General features: G+C 28.9%; 20 protein-coding genes. 16 read left to right on the top strand and 4 right to left on the bottom strand.

Annotated elements, in window-relative coordinates:
• Window positions 1–172 precede the first annotated feature (172 nt).
• The 3 genes from KQI89_RS15730 (at window position 173) to KQI89_RS15720 (ending at window position 2248) form a co-directional block, all read left to right on the top strand.
• Complete coding sequence (locus tag KQI89_RS15730; RefSeq protein ID WP_216457886.1) at window positions 173–1042, top strand: methionyl aminopeptidase; 870 nt, start codon at window positions 173–175, stop codon at window positions 1040–1042.
• A gap of 232 nt (window positions 1043–1274) precedes the next feature.
• Entirely contained in the window at window positions 1275–1598 is a 324-nt protein-coding gene (locus KQI89_RS15725) for a hypothetical protein (protein ID WP_216457885.1), read from the top strand.
• A 140-nt stretch (window positions 1599–1738) separates the two neighbouring features.
• Window positions 1739–2248 (top strand): hypothetical protein, encoded by a 510-nt coding sequence (locus KQI89_RS15720; protein WP_216457884.1) that lies wholly within the window; start codon window positions 1739–1741, stop codon window positions 2246–2248.
• Between the two features lie 63 nt (window positions 2249–2311).
• Here the strand turns inward: KQI89_RS15720 and KQI89_RS15715 are convergent, their stop codons facing one another.
• Window positions 2312–3316, bottom strand: a complete 1005-nt coding sequence (locus tag KQI89_RS15715) for a hypothetical protein (RefSeq protein WP_216457883.1) — start codon at window positions 3314–3316, stop codon at window positions 2312–2314.
• 571 nt (window positions 3317–3887) lie between these two features.
• Here KQI89_RS15715 and KQI89_RS15710 point away from each other — a divergent pair.
• Both KQI89_RS15710 and KQI89_RS15705 read left to right on the top strand, forming a co-directional pair.
• Entirely contained in the window at window positions 3888–4064 is a 177-nt protein-coding gene (locus KQI89_RS15710; protein ID WP_187117423.1) for a hypothetical protein, read from the top strand.
• Window positions 4065–4791: 727 nt separating this feature from the next.
• Window positions 4792–6120, top strand: a complete 1329-nt coding sequence (locus tag KQI89_RS15705; protein ID WP_216457882.1) for a family 4 glycosyl hydrolase — start codon at window positions 4792–4794, stop codon at window positions 6118–6120.
• A gap of 264 nt (window positions 6121–6384) precedes the next feature.
• Here KQI89_RS15705 and KQI89_RS15700 read toward each other — a convergent pair whose 3' ends face one another.
• Window positions 6385–6828, bottom strand: coding sequence for an OsmC family protein (locus KQI89_RS15700; protein ID WP_216457881.1), 444 nt, complete (start codon window positions 6826–6828; stop codon window positions 6385–6387).
• A 311-nt stretch (window positions 6829–7139) separates the two neighbouring features.
• A complete protein-coding gene (locus KQI89_RS15695; RefSeq protein ID WP_032123037.1) occupies window positions 7140–7391 on the bottom strand; it encodes a hypothetical protein in 252 nt (83 codons plus the stop codon).
• A 497-nt stretch (window positions 7392–7888) separates the two neighbouring features.
• On the opposite strand from KQI89_RS15695, the gene KQI89_RS15690 reads away from it, so the two are divergent.
• The 11 genes from KQI89_RS15690 (at window position 7889) to KQI89_RS15640 (ending at window position 17648) form a co-directional block, all read left to right on the top strand.
• Window positions 7889–8365, top strand: coding sequence for a GNAT family N-acetyltransferase (locus KQI89_RS15690; protein ID WP_216457880.1), 477 nt, complete (start codon window positions 7889–7891; stop codon window positions 8363–8365).
• 45 nt (window positions 8366–8410) lie between these two features.
• The gene (locus KQI89_RS15685; protein ID WP_216457879.1) at window positions 8411–9406 is read left to right on the top strand and encodes a DUF4003 domain-containing protein; all 996 of its coding nucleotides are present in this window, start codon (window positions 8411–8413) and stop codon (window positions 9404–9406) included.
• A gap of 341 nt (window positions 9407–9747) precedes the next feature.
• Window positions 9748–10287: a GNAT family N-acetyltransferase gene (locus KQI89_RS15680; protein ID WP_216457878.1), complete on the top strand. Its 540-nt coding sequence runs from the start codon at window positions 9748–9750 to the stop codon at window positions 10285–10287.
• Between the two features lie 129 nt (window positions 10288–10416).
• Complete coding sequence (locus tag KQI89_RS15675; RefSeq protein WP_216457877.1) at window positions 10417–11232, top strand: GNAT family N-acetyltransferase; 816 nt, start codon at window positions 10417–10419, stop codon at window positions 11230–11232.
• A 688-nt stretch (window positions 11233–11920) separates the two neighbouring features.
• Window positions 11921–12226: a CD3324 family protein gene (locus KQI89_RS15670; RefSeq protein WP_216457876.1), complete on the top strand. Its 306-nt coding sequence runs from the start codon at window positions 11921–11923 to the stop codon at window positions 12224–12226.
• 363 nt (window positions 12227–12589) lie between these two features.
• Window positions 12590–12739, top strand: a complete 150-nt coding sequence (locus KQI89_RS15665) for a hypothetical protein (protein WP_216457875.1) — start codon at window positions 12590–12592, stop codon at window positions 12737–12739.
• Window positions 12740–13837: 1098 nt separating this feature from the next.
• Window positions 13838–14110, top strand: a complete 273-nt coding sequence (locus KQI89_RS15660; protein ID WP_216457874.1) for a PqqD family protein — start codon at window positions 13838–13840, stop codon at window positions 14108–14110.
• Window positions 14103–15137: a radical SAM/SPASM domain-containing protein gene (locus KQI89_RS15655; RefSeq protein ID WP_216457873.1), complete on the top strand. Its 1035-nt coding sequence runs from the start codon at window positions 14103–14105 to the stop codon at window positions 15135–15137. Before KQI89_RS15660 ends, KQI89_RS15655 begins: the two co-directional genes overlap by 8 nt.
• On the top strand, window positions 15121–16752 hold the full coding sequence (locus KQI89_RS15650) for an ATP-binding cassette domain-containing protein (RefSeq protein WP_216457872.1): 1632 nt from the start codon (window positions 15121–15123) through the stop codon (window positions 16750–16752). Before KQI89_RS15655 ends, KQI89_RS15650 begins: the two co-directional genes overlap by 17 nt.
• Before the next feature lie 19 nt (window positions 16753–16771).
• Window positions 16772–17005, top strand: a complete 234-nt coding sequence (locus KQI89_RS15645; protein ID WP_216457871.1) for a radical SAM protein — start codon at window positions 16772–16774, stop codon at window positions 17003–17005.
• A 151-nt stretch (window positions 17006–17156) separates the two neighbouring features.
• Window positions 17157–17648 carry a helix-turn-helix domain-containing protein gene (locus KQI89_RS15640; protein ID WP_246583147.1) on the top strand — a complete coding sequence of 164 codons (492 nt, stop codon included), beginning with the start codon at window positions 17157–17159 and terminating at the stop codon, window positions 17646–17648.
• A gap of 1036 nt (window positions 17649–18684) precedes the next feature.
• On the opposite strand, the gene KQI89_RS15635 is transcribed toward KQI89_RS15640, so the two are convergent.
• Window positions 18685–20601, bottom strand: coding sequence for a BglG family transcription antiterminator (locus KQI89_RS15635; protein ID WP_216457870.1), 1917 nt, complete (start codon window positions 20599–20601; stop codon window positions 18685–18687).
• Between the last annotated feature and the right edge of the window lie 23 nt (window positions 20602–20624).

The following is a 20624-nucleotide window of genomic DNA, read 5'->3' as shown; positions in this document are numbered from 1 at the left end:
TTATAAAAATTATTTTTATTTGTCTAAACAGGGTACTTTAAAAATTATTAGAAATGGTAGCAATGGGATAAAGCAAGTTCCAAAATCATATCTAAAGGTGTATAATAAAAAGTATAGTAGTAAAACTACTATAAATAGATAAGTAAAGAGCATTAGATTAAGGAGAGGTAAAATGACTTTAGATAGAAATAGCAAGTGTTGGTGCGGAAGTGGATTAAAATATAAAAAGTGCCATTTAAACTTTGATGAGAAACTAGAATCTTTAGAATTACAAGGCTATGAAGTGCCTTCAAGAGATATTATTAAAAATAACGAGGATATTGAGGGCATAAAGAAAAGTGCCGAAATTAATAACGGTGTTTTAGATTTAGTTGCTGAAAATATTAAGGAAGGTATGAGCACTGCAGAAATAGATAAGTTAGTTTATGAGTATACAGTATCACACGGTGCAATACCAGCTCCTCTTAATTATGAAGGTTTTCCAAAGAGTGTTTGCGTATCAATTAATGATGTGGTATGCCATGGAATACCAAGTGAAGATAGGATTCTTAAAAGTGGAGACATAGTAAATGTTGATGTATCCACTATACTTAATGGATATTATTCAGATGCATCAAGAATGTTTATGATTGGTGATGTGAGCGAAGAGGCTAAAAAGTTAGTTGAAGTTACTAAAGAATGCTTAGAGAAGGGGATAGAAGCAGTTAAACCTTGGGGGTTCCTAGGTGATATAGGAGCAGCTATACAAGAGCATGCGGAAAGCCACGGATATTCTGTAGTTAGAGATTTTGGAGGTCATGGAGTTGGACTTCAGTTCCACGAAGATCCTTTTGTCTATCACTATGGAGAAAGAGGACAGGGAATGATTTTAGCTCCAGGGATGGTATTTACCATTGAACCTATGATAAATGCAGGTAGATATGAAATATTAATCGATGCAGATGATGACTGGACAGCTTATACAAAAGATGGATCTCTTTCAGCCCAATGGGAGCACATGTTGCTTGTAACTGAAGAGGGAGTAGAAATAATAGCTAAATAATTAAAGCCCTTTAAAGGTAATTTCAGAGTGTGGACAATAAAGTCCACACTCTACTTTTTTCGTTATTTTAAGCACGAATTTTGTAGAAATACATAATATGTATAGAGGGGCTTTAGCTAATTATTAATATACTTTCACATTTAATTTAGTAGTTGTGTATGTTATTTCATTATATTATTAATTAGTGCTACCTTATTTAGATTTAATTTAAATTTAGAGAGGTGTATTTATTATGACATGCAATCAAGCAAGACCAAGTAGAGGTTATCCACAACAAAATGATGAAAATTCAGCAAAAGTAATAGCAAAAAACATGGCAGAGCAAAAGAATGAAGCTACCAATTCTAATTTTAATAATTGTGCAATGGCTCAATTTAATAATTCTACTCAAAGTATTAGTCAGGCAGGCATTGCTCAGGATCCAGATATATATGCTTATAGAACCATGAATGGTTTAAAAGATATGGCAGTGGAAATAACAAAGGATGGTATTAAGGTTAATGGTAAGCCAATTGATTTAAAAGAGAATATGGAAGATGTAAAAGATAAGGAATAAGTTTATTAAACCTGAAAGTATAAGCTCTTTATATTAAGTTTCAAGATTAAGCTTTAGGTGGTTGTACAATTGTGCGCCACCTAAACATTATTTAATAAATATATTAATAGATTATTTATAGTAAGAAGAGGTGTTTATGTATGTCAGTATCTTCAGATGGAAGGCGTACAAATAATTTGTCAAAAACTGATAGGGATTGTGTAATTAATATTGGAGGAGCTTTAGCTGAAAACTCTGCAAAGGGAAGTAATGAAGCTAATTATAGTAATTTTAATGAATGCGATGGTCAGAGAATTGAAATTGCTCAGAGTGCTACTGCTATTGTTAATAATTACACAGTAGTTATGATAGGTACACAAGCTCAGGCTAATTTAATATTAAATGATGCAGACAAGGTGATAAATATTGAAGTTACAGAAGATGGAGGGGTAAGTCTAAATGGAGAAAAGATGGATATAAAGGAATTAAAAAATGGGGTTAAAGTAATGCTTATAAACAATGAGTTTAAACAAGAAACAATTAATAAAAAACAGTTTAAAAATGAGATTAATGGTGATAAGGAAAACAAAGAAAGCATAGAAAACAAAGAAAGCATGGAAAATAAAGAGAGTAAGGAAAATGGTGGGGGAAGTAAAGAAAATACAAATTAAAAATATATCGGGAAATACACCCCCGGGGGTCATTTCCCGATATATTTACCATTGTTAATTCACTTAAATTTTTGTACCAGTTGTATCTCTCACTTCTATTTCATCTACTATATCTAGTATTATTTTAGCATCTTTTCGACCTATTATATGAATTTTGTAGCTTCCTTCTGGCAGGAGTATATCCTCATCTATAGCATAACTCACCTGAAAGTATTGATCTACCACTTTTTCATCAAAGTAAACAGGAACTTCAGCAAAGGCTTCTCCTTCAAAGTACCAAGTGCATATGAAGTCTGTACCTTTAGAAAGATTATTTATTTTAAATGAATAATACATTATGTCTTCATCTGAATTAAAATGATCTACTTTTTCTAAGGGTTCAAAAGTATTTATGTCTATTTTTGTTGCAAAAACGCCTTTTTCTACAGAGATGGAATCATTAGTACTTACATTATATTTAATATTTTCACTGCTGCTATCGGTATCTTCATCTAAAGAAGTCAATACAGGAACTGAAGTTGTAATCAAAAATGTACCTAATAAAGCAAATATAAGTAAAGCTTTATTGACATAAAGTTTTTTTCTTAGAACTATTAAAAGAATAAAAATTATAATAGATATTACAGCACCAGAAATGCTTTTGCTACCAAGTAAAAGTAGGAAATTAAAATTTGCTATTACCACAAAAAGTATCCAGAAAATCACAGCTGAAATGGTTGTTTTAGATTTTACATTCATATTTCTACGATAAAACCCGTTAGTAGGGCTATTTCCTGGAAAGTTATAACCTTTATATTGATTATTTTTTTCGTAGTTAAGATTATTAGGTTGTCCGCTATTTTCATAGTTAGAATTATTAGCTTGTTCATTATTTTTATAGTTAGAATTATTGAAGACATTACTTCTTTTAGAATTGATGGTATTATGCATATTTGTTTTAGTAGCAGCATTATCATAGCTGGAGCCCATTGAGTTATTTTTTATATATTTATTCCCTGAGTTTTCAGAGTATCCTGGTACGCTATTTTCGGTATCTTGTACATTGTTATGTTGAAAAATTTTACTCACGCTATTACCTCCTCTAGTAAATTAAAGTATATTGTTAGGTTTAGTTTATGGACTATATGTGTATATATGAATCTAAAAAACTTTATGTAAATAATATAAATTCTTAGTCTATATCTAAGTACATATGAAGTATATTTAGTTATGATTATTATAAGGATTATACCACAAAAACCCCCATATATCACCAAAATTTTACTTTTAATATGTAGAAATTTATATAAACAGAGTTCTTGCCTTTAGAGGGAGTTTTTTCTCCTTCTAAAGCTTAGAAATCGTTATTCAGGGAGGTAGCCGCTCTTTATTCCCACTTTGAAGAAGATGGGGGTATTAGAGCTGGTAGTCATGGGATAAAAAATAGTTATATGGTATATTGCTTAAAGATAAAAATATGTGTATAAAACATAGTTTTATCACTGGAGAATTTAAGCTTTGTAAAACCTTAAAATATCCTTACAGAATTGTTATATATAATTGTTATATTGTAATCTACTTCAATGGTTGAAAAACTTACAAACCACTATAATTAAAGCATAAGGTAACAGAACAGAAAAAAATTAGAGGAGTGGTTTAGATGTTAAAGAGATTAGGAAATATTATAGATAGATTATTTGAGGCAAGAGAAGAGGACTTAATTGCTATAGAAAACTTAACTAAAATAGATGGAACATATGAAAGAATGGTTTCTGAAATGGAGCTTTCAATGCAAAATAGTCTAGCTTTTCAAGAGTTAAACAGTGTAGCTTGGTAATTTTAGAAAAGAAGAGTTAGCAGGTAACCAATGGTTAGATATTCAAGATTATTAAGGAAAAAGTCTTATATTAACTGAGAATTAATAGTTAAATAGTCTTTACGTAGAAGGTTTAAAGGTATAATTACAATTAGGTTTTCCTATAGTATTAATAAATAAAAATTGAGGATAGTGAGTTAGGTGAAAAAATGATTTTAAAAATTAAGTCATAGATAAGTGTGTGGTAGACATGAGCCATGCACTTTTTTTATTTATAAAAACTATTTCTAAATAATTATTCTAAAGGGCTATTTTTAAAGGAATGCTCCTAAGTGATCATTTTTTATGAGTAAAAATGGTGAAAGTACATTTTGGTCATAAAAACTTACCTAAGTAGAGAAACTATTATATGGTAGGAAACAAGCCATTTCTATTGAAGTTTAAGTTTCTAGGTGTGATACTAATAAGTAATGAAAGCAATGATAGACCCCCGGGGGTCATTTCCCAAATATATTTCCCAAAGTTATTTATAGTGAAACAAAAATAAAGTAACATCAAGTTATTCTAGGGTTAAGATGGAGTTTGGCTATGAGGAATATACCTTTAGCTGAATCTTATGAGAACTTATCTAGCTGTAGATATCAAATATTATCCCTCGGGGTAGTATTATGGATTATAGCCATGGAACAGATATGAGGTTAATTAGAAAATATATAGTATAAATATTTATTGAAAGGAAGTAATTTAAATGGAACGAAAAAAGCAAGTGGTAACCATAGTAGGGGCAGGGAGCACTAGAATTCCAGCCTTAATAGGTAGCTTAATACATTACAAGAAAGAGTTTCCTTTACAGAAGTTAGTACTATTTGATATAGACATGAATCGTATAGAGGCTCTAAGACATTACATTGAGTTAACTATGGAAAAATATTATGAGGGTGTGGAGTTAGTATTTACAGATAAGGAAGATGAGGCTTATATTGGAACTGACTATGTATTCTGTAACATGCGTGCTGGAAATTTTGAAATGAGGAGTCTAGATGAAAAGATTCCATTAAAATATGATTTAGTTGGACAGGAAACTTGTGGTCCAGGAGGCTTTGCTTATGGTATGAGATCCATAGGTGCTATGATAGATATGGTTAAGAAGGTTAGAGAGCATTCAAAGGATGCTTGGATATTAAACTATACTAACCCTGCAGCTATAGTGGCTGTAGCTTTAGATAAGGTATTCCCAGAGGATAAAAAGATATTAAATATCTGTGACCAACCATACTCTATGATTAGATCCTTCGCTAAAATTTTAGAAGTAGACATGTATGATATAGAGCCTAGATACTTTGGATTAAACCACTTTGGATGGTTTACTAAGCTATATTATGCACCAACAGGAGAGGATTTAATTCCAAAGCTTAAAGAGTTTTTAATTGGAAATGAGTTCAGACCTTATAACGCAGAACAAAGGGAGCAATCTTGGTTAGATACTTATAAAAATGTAAATAAGATGTTATCATTTTTCCCAGAGTATCTGCCAAATACATATCTTCAATATTATTTCTTCCCAGAGGAGATAGTTAAGGGAAGTAATCCAAACTATACTAGATCTGATGAGGCTTTAAATGGAAGAGAAAGAGAAGTACTTGAATTATGCAAAAAGGCAAAGGAGCAAAATTCTTTAGATGGAATTCCTTTATTAGCTGGTGCTGTTCATGGAAATATGATGGTAGAGGTAGCGGAGTCTATAGCTTATGACTTAAAGAAAGTCTTTGTTATAATGACAAGAAACGAGGGTATAATACCAAACCTTCCAAAGGATGCTATGATTGAGGTTGCTGGAGAATTAACTAAAACAGGTATAGATCCTTATGAGGTAGGGGAAGTGGATACTTTCTACAAGGGATTAATAGAAGGACAATATGCTTATGAAAAACTAACTGTAGAATCTGTTTTAGAGTGTAATTATGAAAAGGCACTACAAGCGCTTACTCTTAACCGTACAGTAGTGAATCCAGTTAAGGCAAAGGCTGTACTAGATGATTTAATGGAAGCTAATAAAGACTATTGGTATTTAAAGTAATGATAGACCCCCGGGGGTCATTTCCTAGATATATTTCCCAAGGTTTTTTAGCATATTGCTAGAAGCATTAATATTCCCATCTTTTATAAAAGTGGGAGAGGAGCACTGCTATGCATCTTTATAAGTTGTTCTAAGGATGAGGAATATCAACTTTATTTATGATGATATTTCTTTGCCTTAACCTTGGAAAAAATTATACAATGAGTATTACAGCCGTAATATCCGACTAAAGTTAGATATTACGGCTGATATTAGTTGTATAAATTACTTTTCTACTACTATCTCAGAAGACATACTTGGAGCGCTTGTTATGCTATCATATACAGGACAAGTAGCTTCTATGAATTGAATAAATTTTTCTATGTCTTCCTTTGAGGAAGTTGATTTTATATGTATTTTACTTCTTATTGATTGAAATCCAATTTTAGCATCTTTGTTTTTACCTAAAAATCCATCTGGATCAAGGTCGCCTTCAAGTTCTATCCAGAAATCTTGAAGATCTATTCCTTTTGCTTTTGCAAAACATTTAGCTACGATACATTGGCAAGCACCTAAGGAGCATAATAATGCTTCCACAGGATTCATACCAGTATCTGATCCACCTAAAGGTTTAGGTTCATCCATTATTATTTTGTGATTTCTAGATGAACATTCAATTCTCATGCCTTCTGTTACTTTAGTAGTACTTTTGAAAACTTCTATTGCCATTTTAATACCCCCTTGTAAAATTAATGTAAATGTATACATCTTCATTATAATATTGTTAAAAATTTAATCAACACCCCCGGGGGTATATTTCCCACTGGGGGTTTGACATAGGATGAGTGAAATTCAGGGGTTATCTGGGATTTTGTTGCGGGAAATAAAAATATAAAAAATAAAAATATAAAAATATAAACTATAAAAATATAAAATATAAAATATGCAAATATGACTTCAAATGATTTTTACATTTAGATGTAAGTGGTTTAAACCTAGTATTAGGTGTGTTAGTTATTGGATAAAGGATAGTTATTGAGCTATTTACTTAATTCTTCCAATATTTTTTTAGCAATAGCATCTTCATCAATATTTTCATCCACTTCTAACCTTACATATTGGCTTTTTCCGGCGGCTTCTCCTGTAAGATACAAAATCTCTCCAGTAGTATCATCAATTTTCTTTAATACTTGAGCTCTATCTCCTTTTCTTACAAGAGCTGTACCGCCACTTTTAACATTTATTTTATGATCAGTTTTGAATGTTATTATCTGTCCTATTTTTGCTTTCATGTAAGCATCTCCTTTATTGTTTTTTCCTCTGTTAATTATATCGATATTAATTAATGTAGCTGTAGTGTTTAAATTAATAATTCTTTCAATGATGTAAGACCTTGATTAAGTCTTTCCTATCCTAAATTAAGTTTAAACTAAAAATGCTCTTTTAATAAAGTAATTTTTGAATGAAAAATCTAATAAAATAATCCCTATAAATGTCTAAAAAACCCCAATGGTCTGTTGAAAAATTTTCATAGGTTTTTAAATTGTTAATTAAGGTTTATATGGATAGCTATTTACATAAAAGATTTAATGTGCTATTATAAATATATAAACAGTATAAAATACTACATAAAGCAGTTTATAAAATGAGATAACTTGTAGATTTTTATTAAAAAGATATAGATTTAGATTTAGATATAGATATAGTGTTAAGAAGATTATTATAAGAAGTTTGTATTATGATTTTCTTATAGGTTCATATAATGATATAAAAGGGAGATAGGTTTAGTATGGATAAGAAAATAGTATATTTAAAGATAAGTCCCAGTGATTATGAAATATTAACAAAGATAATGACTTTAGCCTTTAACGAAGATACATCTATGCATACTGATCTAAAAGAAGACGGACCTACAGGGTACAATGATGGTAGCCTAATTAAATGGCTTAATGAACAGGAGAATTTTGAAAGCTATAAAATAGTTTATGGAGATAAAACCATTGGGGCTTATACTGTTGAAATTAAGCCTAACAATGAATACAGCTTGGAGATGTTATTTATTAATCCAGAGTATAGAAAATATAATTTAGGAAGCATAGTATGGAAATACATAGAAGAAAAATATAAAGATGCAAAAAAGTGGACAGTTGAAACTCCTGATTATTCAAAAAGAAATCATCATTTTTACACAAAAAAGTGTGGATTTGTATTTCAAAGGGAAAATATACATGACAACGGTTCTAAATCTTTTGTTTTTGAGAAATAGAAGTAATGTAATAAGAATTATTTATTAGAAAAAGGGGATATAATTATGGATGTTTTATTAAAGAAAAAGGTAGACTTAATGGTAGAAAATTATTATGAACTTAAAAAAGCTTTCAAATGGGAATATACTTTAGTGCATCATTTTGGGGCTATGGTTAATGCCATGGGGGAAAAGGCTGTTGACAAGGATAAAATTGAGGAAATAAAAAAGTATATAAAAGCAGAAACTAAGTGGTCATCATACTTTAGGGGAGTTAATAGTTATATCATTGCTAATCTTTTATGCTCTGAAGAGGATTATATGAGGACTTTTCAAAATATATTAGAGGTGTATGAGTATATGGAGAGGATAGGCTTTAAGAATAGCAACTACTTACCTTTAGCTGCCTATACCTTAGTTAAAGAAGTTCCAAGAGATCAGTGGAATTATAGGATTAAAAGGATGAAGGAATTTTATGAAAGCATGAAAAAGAACCATTTTTGGTTGACTTCTCATGATGATTATGTTTTTGCGGCAGTATTAGCTACTACAGATTTAGAGGTAGCTAAGACTTCAGAAAAAATAGAGGACTGTTATGGTACTTTAAATAAAAAAGGTTTTTACAAAGGAAATGATCTTCAAACCCTTTCTCATATACTAGCGCTTGGAGAGGAAGGAATAGAGGAAAAGTGTAGTAAAGCTATAAAATTGAATGCTGCGCTATTGGATAAGGAATGTAAATTAAAATATACTGGATTAGCTACTTTAGGAGTACTAACCCTTATAACCACTGATATAGATAAGATGGTTTATGAAATAAAGGAAGTTTATGATTATTTATATGAAAAGGATGGGTATGGTTTCTGGAGCCTTGATAAGTCTATGAGAACAGTATTAGCGGCAAACTTAGTGGCTGACTTTTATGTAAATGGCATTAAAAATGGAATTTTAAAAGTTACTTTAGGTAACAGTATAAATGCCATAATAATCGCTCAGCAACAAGCAACTATAGCGGCAGTTTGTGCAGCAAGTGCGGCGGCTGCTTCATCTTCGAGTTCATAATGCTTATTAAAGAAAAATAGAGCTTCGTATTAAAGATATCAAGAAAAAACAATTATAAAAATTCTTTCCATTGAGAATATATACCTTATATGAAATAATATAGTTGACCGGTTAAATAAATGGAAAGGGGATGATCGTTTTGAATAAAAAGTGGAGGTGTCTATTAGCCTAATAAGGGTTAATGGATGACTATAAGAAGTGAGAGGGCATAGCCCTCTCATATTATTTTATAGGATCACCCTAGAAATGTAGAAATTAATATTATAATTATCATATAGATAATCTGTAATTTGATATATAATTGAAAAATATTTAAGAGGGTTATGAGGGGGAATAAAATAATGAAGATAGGGTTTAAAGAATTTAAAGATGAAATTGATATTCTTGTAGAGTTTTTAACATCAGATACTTGGGAGTTTTATGGAACACCCAACTTAAATCCAGAAAGGATTAGAGCAAGTTATGAAAACCAGTATTATACTGGGGATGACTGCAAAACATTTTGGATTATTTTAGATCAGGATACAAAAGTGGGAATGATGAGAATTTATGATTTACAAGATGGTACACCATTGTTTGATATAAGAATTTTACGCAAGTACAAAGGTATGGGGATTGGGACAAGTGCTATAAATTGGCTTACTGATTATATATTTAATAATTACTCTGATAAGGATAGGATAGAAGGTAATACAAGGCAGGATAATTATGCTATGAGGTGCGTATTCCATAAGTGTGGTTTTGCTAAAGAAGCACACTATCGAAAAGCATGGGTGGGTCAAGATGGGAAACCATATGATGCAATTGGCTATGGCATTACAAAAGAGGATTGGCAAAATGGAAAAACTACTTCAGTAAATTGGAATGACTTTAAGTGTTAAGTATATAGAAAGAGTTCTTGCTCAATTAAACAGTGTTGCAATATCAACACTGTTTTAAAGCATAGGCAGACTAATGATATAGATGGCACAGGACAGTATTTAATAATTTATTGAGATGGAGTGAGAAGAGTGGAGAAAGTATTTAATAAAGCACAAAGTTATAAATATAATTCAGTTATGTATAAGGACTTAGAAGATATAGGGGATATTCATGAAGAAAATATAGTAGAAATAGCGGATGCAGTATTTATTATTAAAGAAACCTTTAAGGAAGTAATAATCTATTGGGGAGCTCAAACAAAAGAGAGCTTTTTTCATGGTTTTAATAAAGTTATTAACATTATAAGTAATAAAAATATTAAACAAAATAGACTTTTTATAGAATTTATTCCTGAAGATTTTATTGAAGGAATGGAAGATTTAGGATTTAGGGTGGTTAGTGAATGGACTGATTACTGGGTAGATAATTTACAAAGCATAAAAGTGCCAGCATCTCCTTTTGAATCAGTTAGACTTTTAAATGCTGATGAGTTTCATAGTGCAGCAAAGGTACTTCAATCTTGTGAAGGATATTCTAGAGAATTTACGGGCGAAAGTGATGAGTGGGTTAAAGAGTGGAATGAGGATGAAAATTCTTGCGTACTTGTTGCAGAAGAAAACAGCGAAATTATTGGGGTATGTTGCTTAAATATATATGGGTTTTATAGTGAAAAAGGTCCAGTGTTATGGTTAAGGGAGATAGGGGTAATGCCAAGGTGGCAGGGTAAGGGCATAGGATATGCTCTTATTAATAAAGCTTTTAAGTGGGGAGAGGAACATGGTGCAAAGCGAAGTTTTTTAGCTTGTGACATAGAAAATTGCAATGGAATAAGGTTATACGAGAAGTTTGGGTATAGGAAGAAAGAAGGAAGAGGCCAAATTAATATGGCCAAAGAGAATAAGTGAGCTATCTCAGGGGTATAAAAGTTACTAGGGGCAAAATAGTAGAAAACAAAGAATTAAACTTTCTGTTGATACCATAATATAAATAGAGTTTTGCTTAAGATGGAGGTTTTACTCCATCTTAAGATAGAAAGATGAGATTTCTTAAAAAACATTAGGACAGGTAGTGGTAGTATAAAAATTAGGTTTAGAAAGGATATAACTTATTAGGATAATATTGACAAAAACAGTATTATAGCATAAAATTAAATTGTATAGAAAATTCAGATGAAGGAGGAATTATATAATGATGCATTTAATATTTGATTTAGAGGTAAGTAATAAATAATTGAATATCTTCGAAAGTGACATAAATTTATATGATAACTTGATTATTTTGAGGCCATAAAGTTTAAATTATGTACTTAGGGCTGTTTATTTGTTGTGCTTTCGAAAAATGGTAAAAATAACCGTCATCTGAAACATTAAAATGGATTTAAAGTGTGGAATTATGCAGGAGGTTATCCTGTATTTTTTATTGCTTTTTTAAGATCCCGTGGATGGTTACTTGTCCACGGGATTTTTATGTCCAAATTTAATATAATCACAGATTATAATGTGTATTTTAATAATTAATAGGGGGGTGTATTTTCAATGAAAAATTCTGAAATTTTGGTAAAGAACATTGAAAATAAAGGAGAGGATTTTAACATTGTGTTACAAGAATGGGAAGGATATATTACCAGCAAAGCTGTTAAAAGAACTTCAAAACTATATTCAAGGGGAGATAATATATATACCTAAGTCTGAAGGAAGAAAGGCTTGGGGGGAAATGAACGGAACCCGTGAGGCTATTAGGAAGCGAAATTTAGAAATATATAAGCTCTATAAAGATGGTTTTAAGGTTATGGAGTTGTCAGATAAGTTTAATCTTTCCGAGGACAGTATTAGAAAAATAGTATTTAAAATAAATACTATGATTAAAAGAAATGATGAGGAAAGAAAGATACTAGAATAATTTAATTGATAGAATTCTAGTAAGGAAAACTTTTACTTTAAGTTTTATAGTGAAGAATTAATGTCATTCATAAGCATTGATATAGATTTCATAATTATTAGAGATTGTATTTAGGGTATTTCAAAATAAGCTTACTGCAAGGGTAAGCTTGTTTTCTTACTAAAACATTAGTAAATTCAAGTATTAGGTAAGGTAAAATTTCAAAATATTAAATAGTGATATTATCCTTACAAAACTGTAATGGTGAAATCTATAATTGTAATCTAAAGAAATGGTTAAATCACATTATAGGTACTATAATTAAATCATAAGGTGAAAGCAAACAAAAACAAAAACAAAAACAAGATTAAAGGAGTGGTTTCAATGTTAAAGAAATTAGGAAATATAATAGATAGATTATTTGATGCAAGAGAAAATGAAATAATAATAGAAGATGGATTCATAATGGACAAGGACTATGAAAAAGAAGCTTGTGAAATTTTAACTTCAATGCAAAGTAATATAGTTATGTAGGCAATAGTTATAAGTATTATATAGTAGGGCTTATTATAAATATAGCTAAGTATTATTTAATATACTAAGCATTATATGATGGATATATATTGTAGAGTAAAGAAGCAATAAATCTGTTAAAAATTTATATAATTTAATAATTCATAAAGTGAGGAAGTTAAATTGAATAAAGAGTTATAAAAAAAGTCTGTGGTAGAAGATTTGCCATGGGCTTTTTATTTTTAGTTAATATAGTTTCTTCTAAATGTCTTATTTGTGGCTTAGTTAGTTATAAATCAAAAATTAATTCCTTAAAAAAATTGTATATTGATAATTCATAAATGTTTTTTTATTTTACTCAACTGTAAAATTATTCAAGCATTTTTGCACTATCATAGTAATATAAATATACTTATGCAACTATCTCACATTATGGTATTGCTATGAACTTTATAGTATTTTAGACCATGCTAGTTATATGGATAATATGGACTTAAGCAAAGATATATTCAAAGGTAAAATTTTTACGGAAAATAATTGATAACTTAAGTATATAGATTAATGTTTGATTTGGTTTAATAATGTATATTTATAGTGATTAAATTATTATAACTCATCTATAATCATATCTTGAGAAAATAGAAATAATGTATAAAACTGTCTAGGGAAAATGTTTCTAAAAATTATATATAATAGCATATAATGTAAATATACACTTTCAACTTGGAATAACAATGCATGGGTTTAACTTTATATGAGCAATGTAAAAAGATTATTAAAAAGAAAGTAGCGTTAATATTACTGCTATTTACCATAGTTTTAGTACTTACAATAAATTCTCGATAACCTGTTAAGCGCATTGTTGAGAAGTATCTTACCAGGTTGATTAGACACTGATTACAATAAACATACACAATTGATTTTATAGTATTCCTTTAAGAATGATAGAGGCGTAGTAAAAAGGAAAAACATTAATCAAGAATATGAAATCTGATTTATATTTTTAAAAACAGTGTTATGCTTTTTACTATATTTATTTTCATATAAGTCAAATAAATATTAAAATATAAAATTTATGAGGTATATGAATTAATAAAACAAGTTTTAGGGGGAGTTTTGATGTCATCTTATAAATTAGCGAAAAATATTGCATGGCAGATACAACCAACAATAGAATTAGTTTATATATTAAACATTACTACTAATGAATTTATATATTTTGACGGGGTATCTAAGGATATTTGGCTTCTTTTAGCCAATAACTATCATACGGACTATATAGCAGATAAAATAAGTAACGATTATAATGTTGATAAATCTATGGTATACAATGATATTCATGATTTCTATAATCAGCTATTAGAAAAGGGGGTAATAATGCAAAATGATTAACTCTATAGATGATATATACAATATATCTAAGGAAAATAATGATTTAACTAGAGCTACAATAGAGTTGTTAACTAAATGTAATTGGAGATGCAGACATTGTTACATACCAGAGCATAATAATAGTGGATTAGAGATTGAAATTATATTTGAATTATTTTATAAATTAAGAGATATGGGCTGTTTTGAACTTGTTTTTACTGGGGGAGAGCCGTTCTTTAGAAAAGATATACTAGATATTTTAAGAAAGGCACGTGATATGCATTTTAGTGTAATAATATTTACCAATATATCTTTACTTAATGAAGAAATTATAAAACAATTATCTTCGTTGAATATTTCATTGATTTCCTGTAGCATTTTTTCACTAGATAATAATATCCATGATTATATCACAGGTGTTAACGGATCATTATTAAGTACACTAATGAACGCTAACTTATTAAAAAAGTATAATATTCCCTTGCAAATTAAAACAAGTCTAATGAAAGACAATTATAAATCATATAGGGATTTGAAATGTTATTGCGATAAAAATGGTTTTTTCTATAAAGCAGATCCAGTAATATTCAATAAAATTAATGGAAATTCAGAACCTTTGAATTTTAGGATGTCCACAGAACAGCTTAGTAGTGTTTTAAAAGATGTAGATACTTTAAGTGGAGTTGAAACAAGAAAACATAATAATCAGAATTTAATTTGCAGTGACACTAAACATTCTATTTATATCGATTCTAAAGGGGATATATATCCGTGCAATCGTTTACTGATAAAGACAGGAAGTGTATATAATAATGACCTATCTGATATTTGGAACAATTCACCCATATTAAAGATCTTTCAAGAAATGACATGGTCTAGTTCTCCAGATTGCGTTGATTGTGAGTATGAGAGTTCGTGTGTTCGATGCCCAGGCAATGCACTTTTTGAAAATGGCTCAATATTTAGCAAATCAAATATTTCTTGTGACATTGCTAAAGAGCGATTTAATTACCATAAGGAGATATACAGTAATGAAGAAATATATTAAAAGCATAAAGAAGTATTTATTTATTCAAATAATCTGTAGTACAATAGCTACTTTGTCATTGGCGTTATTGCCATATATACAAAAGGAGCTATTTGATTCTATTATACTTGAGGAACAATTTAATGTTTTTTTCTATGTACCAATATTTATTATAGCAACTATAATAAGTTTATTATTTGATTATTTAGAGACAATTGCTACATGGAGAGGGAATATCAAATTTGAATTTAATTTGAAAAAGGATTTTTTTTCATCAATAATAAATCGTGATTATGAAGATTTTATTAGTAGAGATATTGGGGAATATATCTCTTTACAGGGAAATGAAATAACACAACTAGAGATGGATTATTTAAATCCAGCAGTTGCCATTATAAAAACAATTATTACAGTACTTATTTATTCTGTCATATTATTTGTTTTAATAGATTGGAGAATAGCTATTACAATTATAATAACTTCAATTATGGCAACTGTTATCTTCCCAAATATTACAGCTAAGGAGTTATCCAAACGTAGGAAAAACTATACTACTAAAATTGGAACCTATGTAAGTTTAATAACAGATCTACTTCAAGGATTTAATTTAGTAAACCAAAACACCAAATACAATATTTCAAAAAAACATAATAGAGTGTTGCAACAAACTGCTGATTCTAGATATACCTTTGGACATTTAAAAACAGTTACTGGAATAATCAATGGTTTTTCTATTTACTTAATAGATATAATATCTTTTGGATTAATTGCATTTTTATTGGTTCAAAAAGAAATTACTATTGGTACTGCTGTTGCTACTTTAGGATATGTTGGTTCTTTTTTAGATCCAATCCAGTGTCTGATTGCTGATATTAATACTGTCAAGTCAACAAAACATATTAAAGAAAGAGTATTATCTATTATCAATTATAATGATTCTAAGGATTTAATAGATAAAAGCACTTTTGATTCTAATATCGTTTTTGATAATGTTAATATTCATTATGATAATTTCAAAATAAATAATTTTTCTTTTACCTTTGAGAAGGGAAAAAAATATGCTTTAATAGGACATAATGGATCTGGAAAATCTACAATATTAAAGGCTTTGGCTAAACGCAAATTATTTTATGAAGGTGAAATTAGAATTGATAATATAGAGATTTCTAAATTAGATACTGATAATATTATTTATTATATGCACCAAATAGACCATATATATAAAGATGATTTTCTTAATAATGTAACAGTATTCTCATCCTATGATTATAGTTTTGAAAATATTAAAAATCTAGAGATAAAGAAAGAGAAATTAGATAAGATCATGGATATAAAAGATACCACATTGCTTAGTGGAGGTGAAAAACAAATAGTTTCAATCATTAGACTATTGTTATCTAACGCAGATATATGGTTATTGGACGAACCATTCTCGGATGTTGATAAATCTACAACTCAAAATATCATTAGAAAATTGCCTCAAACTGACAAAACTGTAATTATGGTTACTCATGATATTAGTAGCAATTTGTCTTTATTTGATGAGGTAATTTTGTTGGAGAATGGATCAATAGTAGCTACTGGTACGTATGATACCATCTGCAATTTAAATTCTTTTAAGACATTAGCATCATAAAAAATGGAGGGTTTAGATTTTGAAAGTAGACTTATATCAATTGGCTAAAGATAACAACATTTTAAATAATGCGACTATAGAGTTGTTAACTAGATGTAATTGGAGATGTCAGCATTGTTATATACCAGAGCATAATAATAGTGGACTTAGTACGAATGAGTGGTTTAACATTTTGCATCAACTTAGAGCTATCGGATGCTTTGACATATTATTTACAGGAGGGGAGCCATTTTATCGTGATGATATAATTTGAATAAAGAGTTATAAAAAAAGTCTGTGGTAGAAGATTTGCCATGGGCTTTTTATTTTTAGTTAAACTTTTATTACCTTTGCATATTTAATGGGCGAAAGATATTTTTTATCTTTACAAAAGCCTAATTAAGTATAGTAAGGAGAGTTTTATAATGGGTTACACAAATATAGATAATAATATAATGAATTATAATATATCAGGGGGAGCTTTTAAGCTTTATTTCTTGCTTCAAAGCATGTGCTACAGTGAAAAGACTCAATGTTTTCCATCTCAAAAGTATTTAGCTGAAAGGTTAAACAAATCTGTTAGAACTATACAAAGATATTTAGATGAATTAATAAAGGCAAGGCTTATAGAAAAAAAGAGAAGAGGCAGTATCTCTAATCTTTATACTGTAGCTTTAAAGGTTATATCTCAAAAGACAAATGACCTGCTAGATAGGGTAAAGAAGATTAAAGATAAGAATTCAAATCAAAATAATGCTTATAATTCCAGCAATAATTCAAAGGGTTATAGATCTTACAATTCCTATAATAAAAATACAAATAATTGGAATATAGAAAGTAGAAATTATGATTTTCAAAACTTAGAGGACATGCTTCTAGGTTATGAAAGATATGATGCCAATAGATTATATAAATGAATCATATAAATAAATTAAGAATTAGCACCCAAAAGATTTTTAAAGGAAGACACATTACTAATCTCCATAGAAAATAGGTTTCTATGATTTTAGTGATTAACAAGGTTTGAAGGATATAGGTACTTTGAGGTTATTGACAGCCAAAGTAGCAATATTTTTTACTTAAAGCTTTTCCTTTAATCAAAGTGTTTTCATCGGTGAATCTTAACCTAGTGGAGCTTATGCTTTATATTACTAAATATTATTTTATCTAATAAGGTTGTGAAGCTTAACCTAGTGAGATTATGCTTTATATTATAAGGCGTTATTTTATCGAATAAGATTGTTAAGCTTAAACCTAACTGAGGTTACCTCTTAGATAGGTAAGTTCTGGTGCTTGACTTTAAGGGTGCAGGTAAAAAATTCTTGGTTAAACTTTAATTTAAAAAACCCATTGATGGGTTTATTTCTGATTCCTAAAATCGCTGAGATTTTTTAAGGTCTTGGTGATTTTTTATTTTTGCCTATTAAAATACCAAGTTATTAGTTATGAACTGTCCCTAATCTTAAGTAATAGTTATGAACTGTCCCCTAAATTTTTAAATTAGAGTTTTAGAGGTGAGATTTGAACCTATATTAGTGAGAGATCTTTAACAGAGGGCTTAATTATTAAAGGGATGTCGCATTAGATGAGACATCCCTTTAGTTTGTTATAAGACAGGGCAGGCCGCCTAATAACTAAAAGATAAAGAAATAAAAGAATAACAATATTATAAATAGTAACTTCTCTTGCAAGTTGAAGGTTACTATTGTTTATATGATAAAATATAGTAATACCCTTTATATAAGAAACTAGAATTATATATTATGGAATATTACTAAAGCTCTATTTTTAATTTAATTAAATCCATAGTGGTAATACCTTTAGATAGAAAAAGTAAAGTCTTCATATTTGCTTATAACATTTCATTAGCTTTAAACCATCTTAAATATCACTATAAAATATCACTTAGCTTATTTTTTAGATTTTAATCTCATCTACACTAATCTATTTAACTTAAAGGCAATTAATTATACTATTAATACACTGCTCATAACTTTCACTTTTAAGGATATTATTAGCATTGTTCTTTTCTAGTAAAAGAGTAATTAAATTATCAAATACATCATGAAAAATATTTAAGTCATCACTATTAATTGCAAAAAGAATAACTATATTAACATGGCTACCACCCCAATTTATGGGTTTTTCGTTTAATAATATAAACATACCCGTTTTTAATGAATTTGCCTTCATTCCATGAGGTATAGCTATATAATCAAAGGCTGTAGAGGAGCTTTTTTCTCTTTCTATTACATTATTATAAAAATCTTCATCTACATAACCAAGACTATGCATCTTATGGCTCATATACTTAATGGCTTCCTCTTCATTATAAAACCCATAATTTTTAATAAAAAAATCTTTACTTGATATCTGTAATAGTTGCTTTTTTAAATGGATCTTCTTTTTATTAAGCTTTATAGCCTCAACTTTGCTACTTATAATGTTTTTATCCTTTGTGAAGAAAAATGGATTTATTAAAACATATTCCTTCTCTATTTTACTAGCTAATGGAATAGTAGATATTACTAAGTCATAATCTTTTATAAATTGAAGCTCTTCAAAGGTAGTTATTACTCTTGTAATATTTAAACTAGCACTAAACTCTTCTTTTATTTGCATTGCAAGCTTAGAGGCAAAATCATAATATTGAGGAAATAATAATACAGCTTCCACTTTGTCATCCTCTGCCTTTTCGTGAACTAAAGCACTTCCTATATGTAAGGCTATAAAGGCTATTTCATCATCATTTACCTTATAGCCCACTAGCTGTTCTAATTTATAGCTTATTGCCACTGCACAATCAAAAATTAAAGGACAAGAGTTCCTAATTTGTTCTACTAATGGATTTCTAGTGCAATTCATACTTTTTAATCTTAAGATTAAGTTTTTAATATGGAGAGCAAATCTAACTATAAAATCTGAATTACTAACATCTAAAAAGTGATATTGCTTTAATTCTTTAATTAACTGATTTATTATATCTAAGTCTTCTTTATTTATGAATTTGTGTATATTAGCTTCATTTATTAACTGAAAATCAGCCTGTAATAAGTATCCTATAAGCATTACCTTAAACTGTTCTAGCTCTTCACTATTATAATGAATACCATACTCAGCTTCTATTTGGTTTGTTATATCTATAGAGAGCTCATTTTCTCTAAAACCAAAGCAAGATTTAGACTCATCACTGATTTTAAAGGTAAAGTTTTGCTTTATTCTATCCATACTAATCATTATGGAAATTATTAAATTATTTAAAGAATATTCATTTATAGTATAATTGTATCTTTTACAAGAATCTAATAAGATATTTTTAATTACATCAAAATCATAATCTGGGAAAGGCTTTTTTAGGAACTCTACATTTAAAATATTATTACTAAATTCTTTATAAAGTATATGGGCAAGGAGCTCTCTTTTATTTTTTTCAGAACCTAATAGATATACTTTATTTTTTTCAATGACTATTTCTAAGCCATATTCTTCAATGACCTTTTTTGCTTTACTTATATCCTTTTTAATAGTTTCATAGCTTACAAAAAGCTCTTCACTTAAATCAAACAACTCTATTTTATCAGAAGTATCACTACAGTTTGCTAATCTTTTTACTATATAATTTATACGTTCTCTTGGACTTTCAGGCACTGATGGATTTAAGTCTTTAATTAGCTTTATAGCCAATGCCTTGTCTATTTTATAGCCGTTTTTAGAGGATTCTATTAGATTTTTATAATTGTCATTAATATCATTTATATAACTTTTAATACTTCTTGTAGATATATTCATTCTAATAGCTAATTCACTACTTTTTACCCAATGTTCTTCATTTATCAATATATTAATTAAACTTAAAGCATTCTCCTTCACTAATATTTCCTCCAATTATCTTT

This window comes from Clostridium simiarum, from assembly GCF_018919175.1.
GTDB classification, from domain to species: domain Bacteria; phylum Bacillota; class Clostridia; order Clostridiales; family Clostridiaceae; genus Clostridium_L; species Clostridium_L simiarum.
The sequence above is the reverse complement of the archived record's forward strand: the minus strand, read 5'-3'. Positions and strand labels throughout refer to the sequence as shown.

Excerpts from the sequence above, each read along its gene's own strand:
- KQI89_RS15710 (WP_187117423.1), top strand. The coding sequence starts at position 3,888 with ATGTTAAAGAGATTAGGAAATATTATAGATAGATTATTTGAGGCAAGA.
- KQI89_RS15660 (WP_216457874.1), top strand. The coding sequence starts at position 13,838 with ATGTCATCTTATAAATTAGCGAAAAATATTGCATGGCAGATACAACCA.
- KQI89_RS15720 (WP_216457884.1), top strand. The coding sequence starts at position 1,739 with ATGTCAGTATCTTCAGATGGAAGGCGTACAAATAATTTGTCAAAAACT.
- KQI89_RS15665 (WP_216457875.1), top strand. The coding sequence starts at position 12,590 with ATGTTAAAGAAATTAGGAAATATAATAGATAGATTATTTGATGCAAGA.
- KQI89_RS15725 (WP_216457885.1), top strand. The coding sequence starts at position 1,275 with ATGACATGCAATCAAGCAAGACCAAGTAGAGGTTATCCACAACAAAAT.
- KQI89_RS15705 (WP_216457882.1), top strand. The coding sequence starts at position 4,792 with ATGGAACGAAAAAAGCAAGTGGTAACCATAGTAGGGGCAGGGAGCACT.
- KQI89_RS15695 (WP_032123037.1), bottom strand. The coding sequence starts at position 7,391 with ATGAAAGCAAAAATAGGACAGATAATAACATTCAAAACTGATCATAAA.
- KQI89_RS15730 (WP_216457886.1), top strand. The coding sequence starts at position 173 with ATGACTTTAGATAGAAATAGCAAGTGTTGGTGCGGAAGTGGATTAAAA.
- KQI89_RS15685 (WP_216457879.1), top strand. The coding sequence starts at position 8,411 with ATGGATGTTTTATTAAAGAAAAAGGTAGACTTAATGGTAGAAAATTAT.
- KQI89_RS15690 (WP_216457880.1), top strand. The coding sequence starts at position 7,889 with ATGGATAAGAAAATAGTATATTTAAAGATAAGTCCCAGTGATTATGAA.
- KQI89_RS15655 (WP_216457873.1), top strand. The coding sequence starts at position 14,103 with ATGATTAACTCTATAGATGATATATACAATATATCTAAGGAAAATAAT.
- KQI89_RS15680 (WP_216457878.1), top strand. The coding sequence starts at position 9,748 with ATGAAGATAGGGTTTAAAGAATTTAAAGATGAAATTGATATTCTTGTA.
- KQI89_RS15700 (WP_216457881.1), bottom strand. The coding sequence starts at position 6,828 with ATGGCAATAGAAGTTTTCAAAAGTACTACTAAAGTAACAGAAGGCATG.
- KQI89_RS15650 (WP_216457872.1), top strand. The coding sequence starts at position 15,121 with ATGAAGAAATATATTAAAAGCATAAAGAAGTATTTATTTATTCAAATA.
- KQI89_RS15640 (WP_246583147.1), top strand. The coding sequence starts at position 17,157 with ATGGGTTACACAAATATAGATAATAATATAATGAATTATAATATATCA.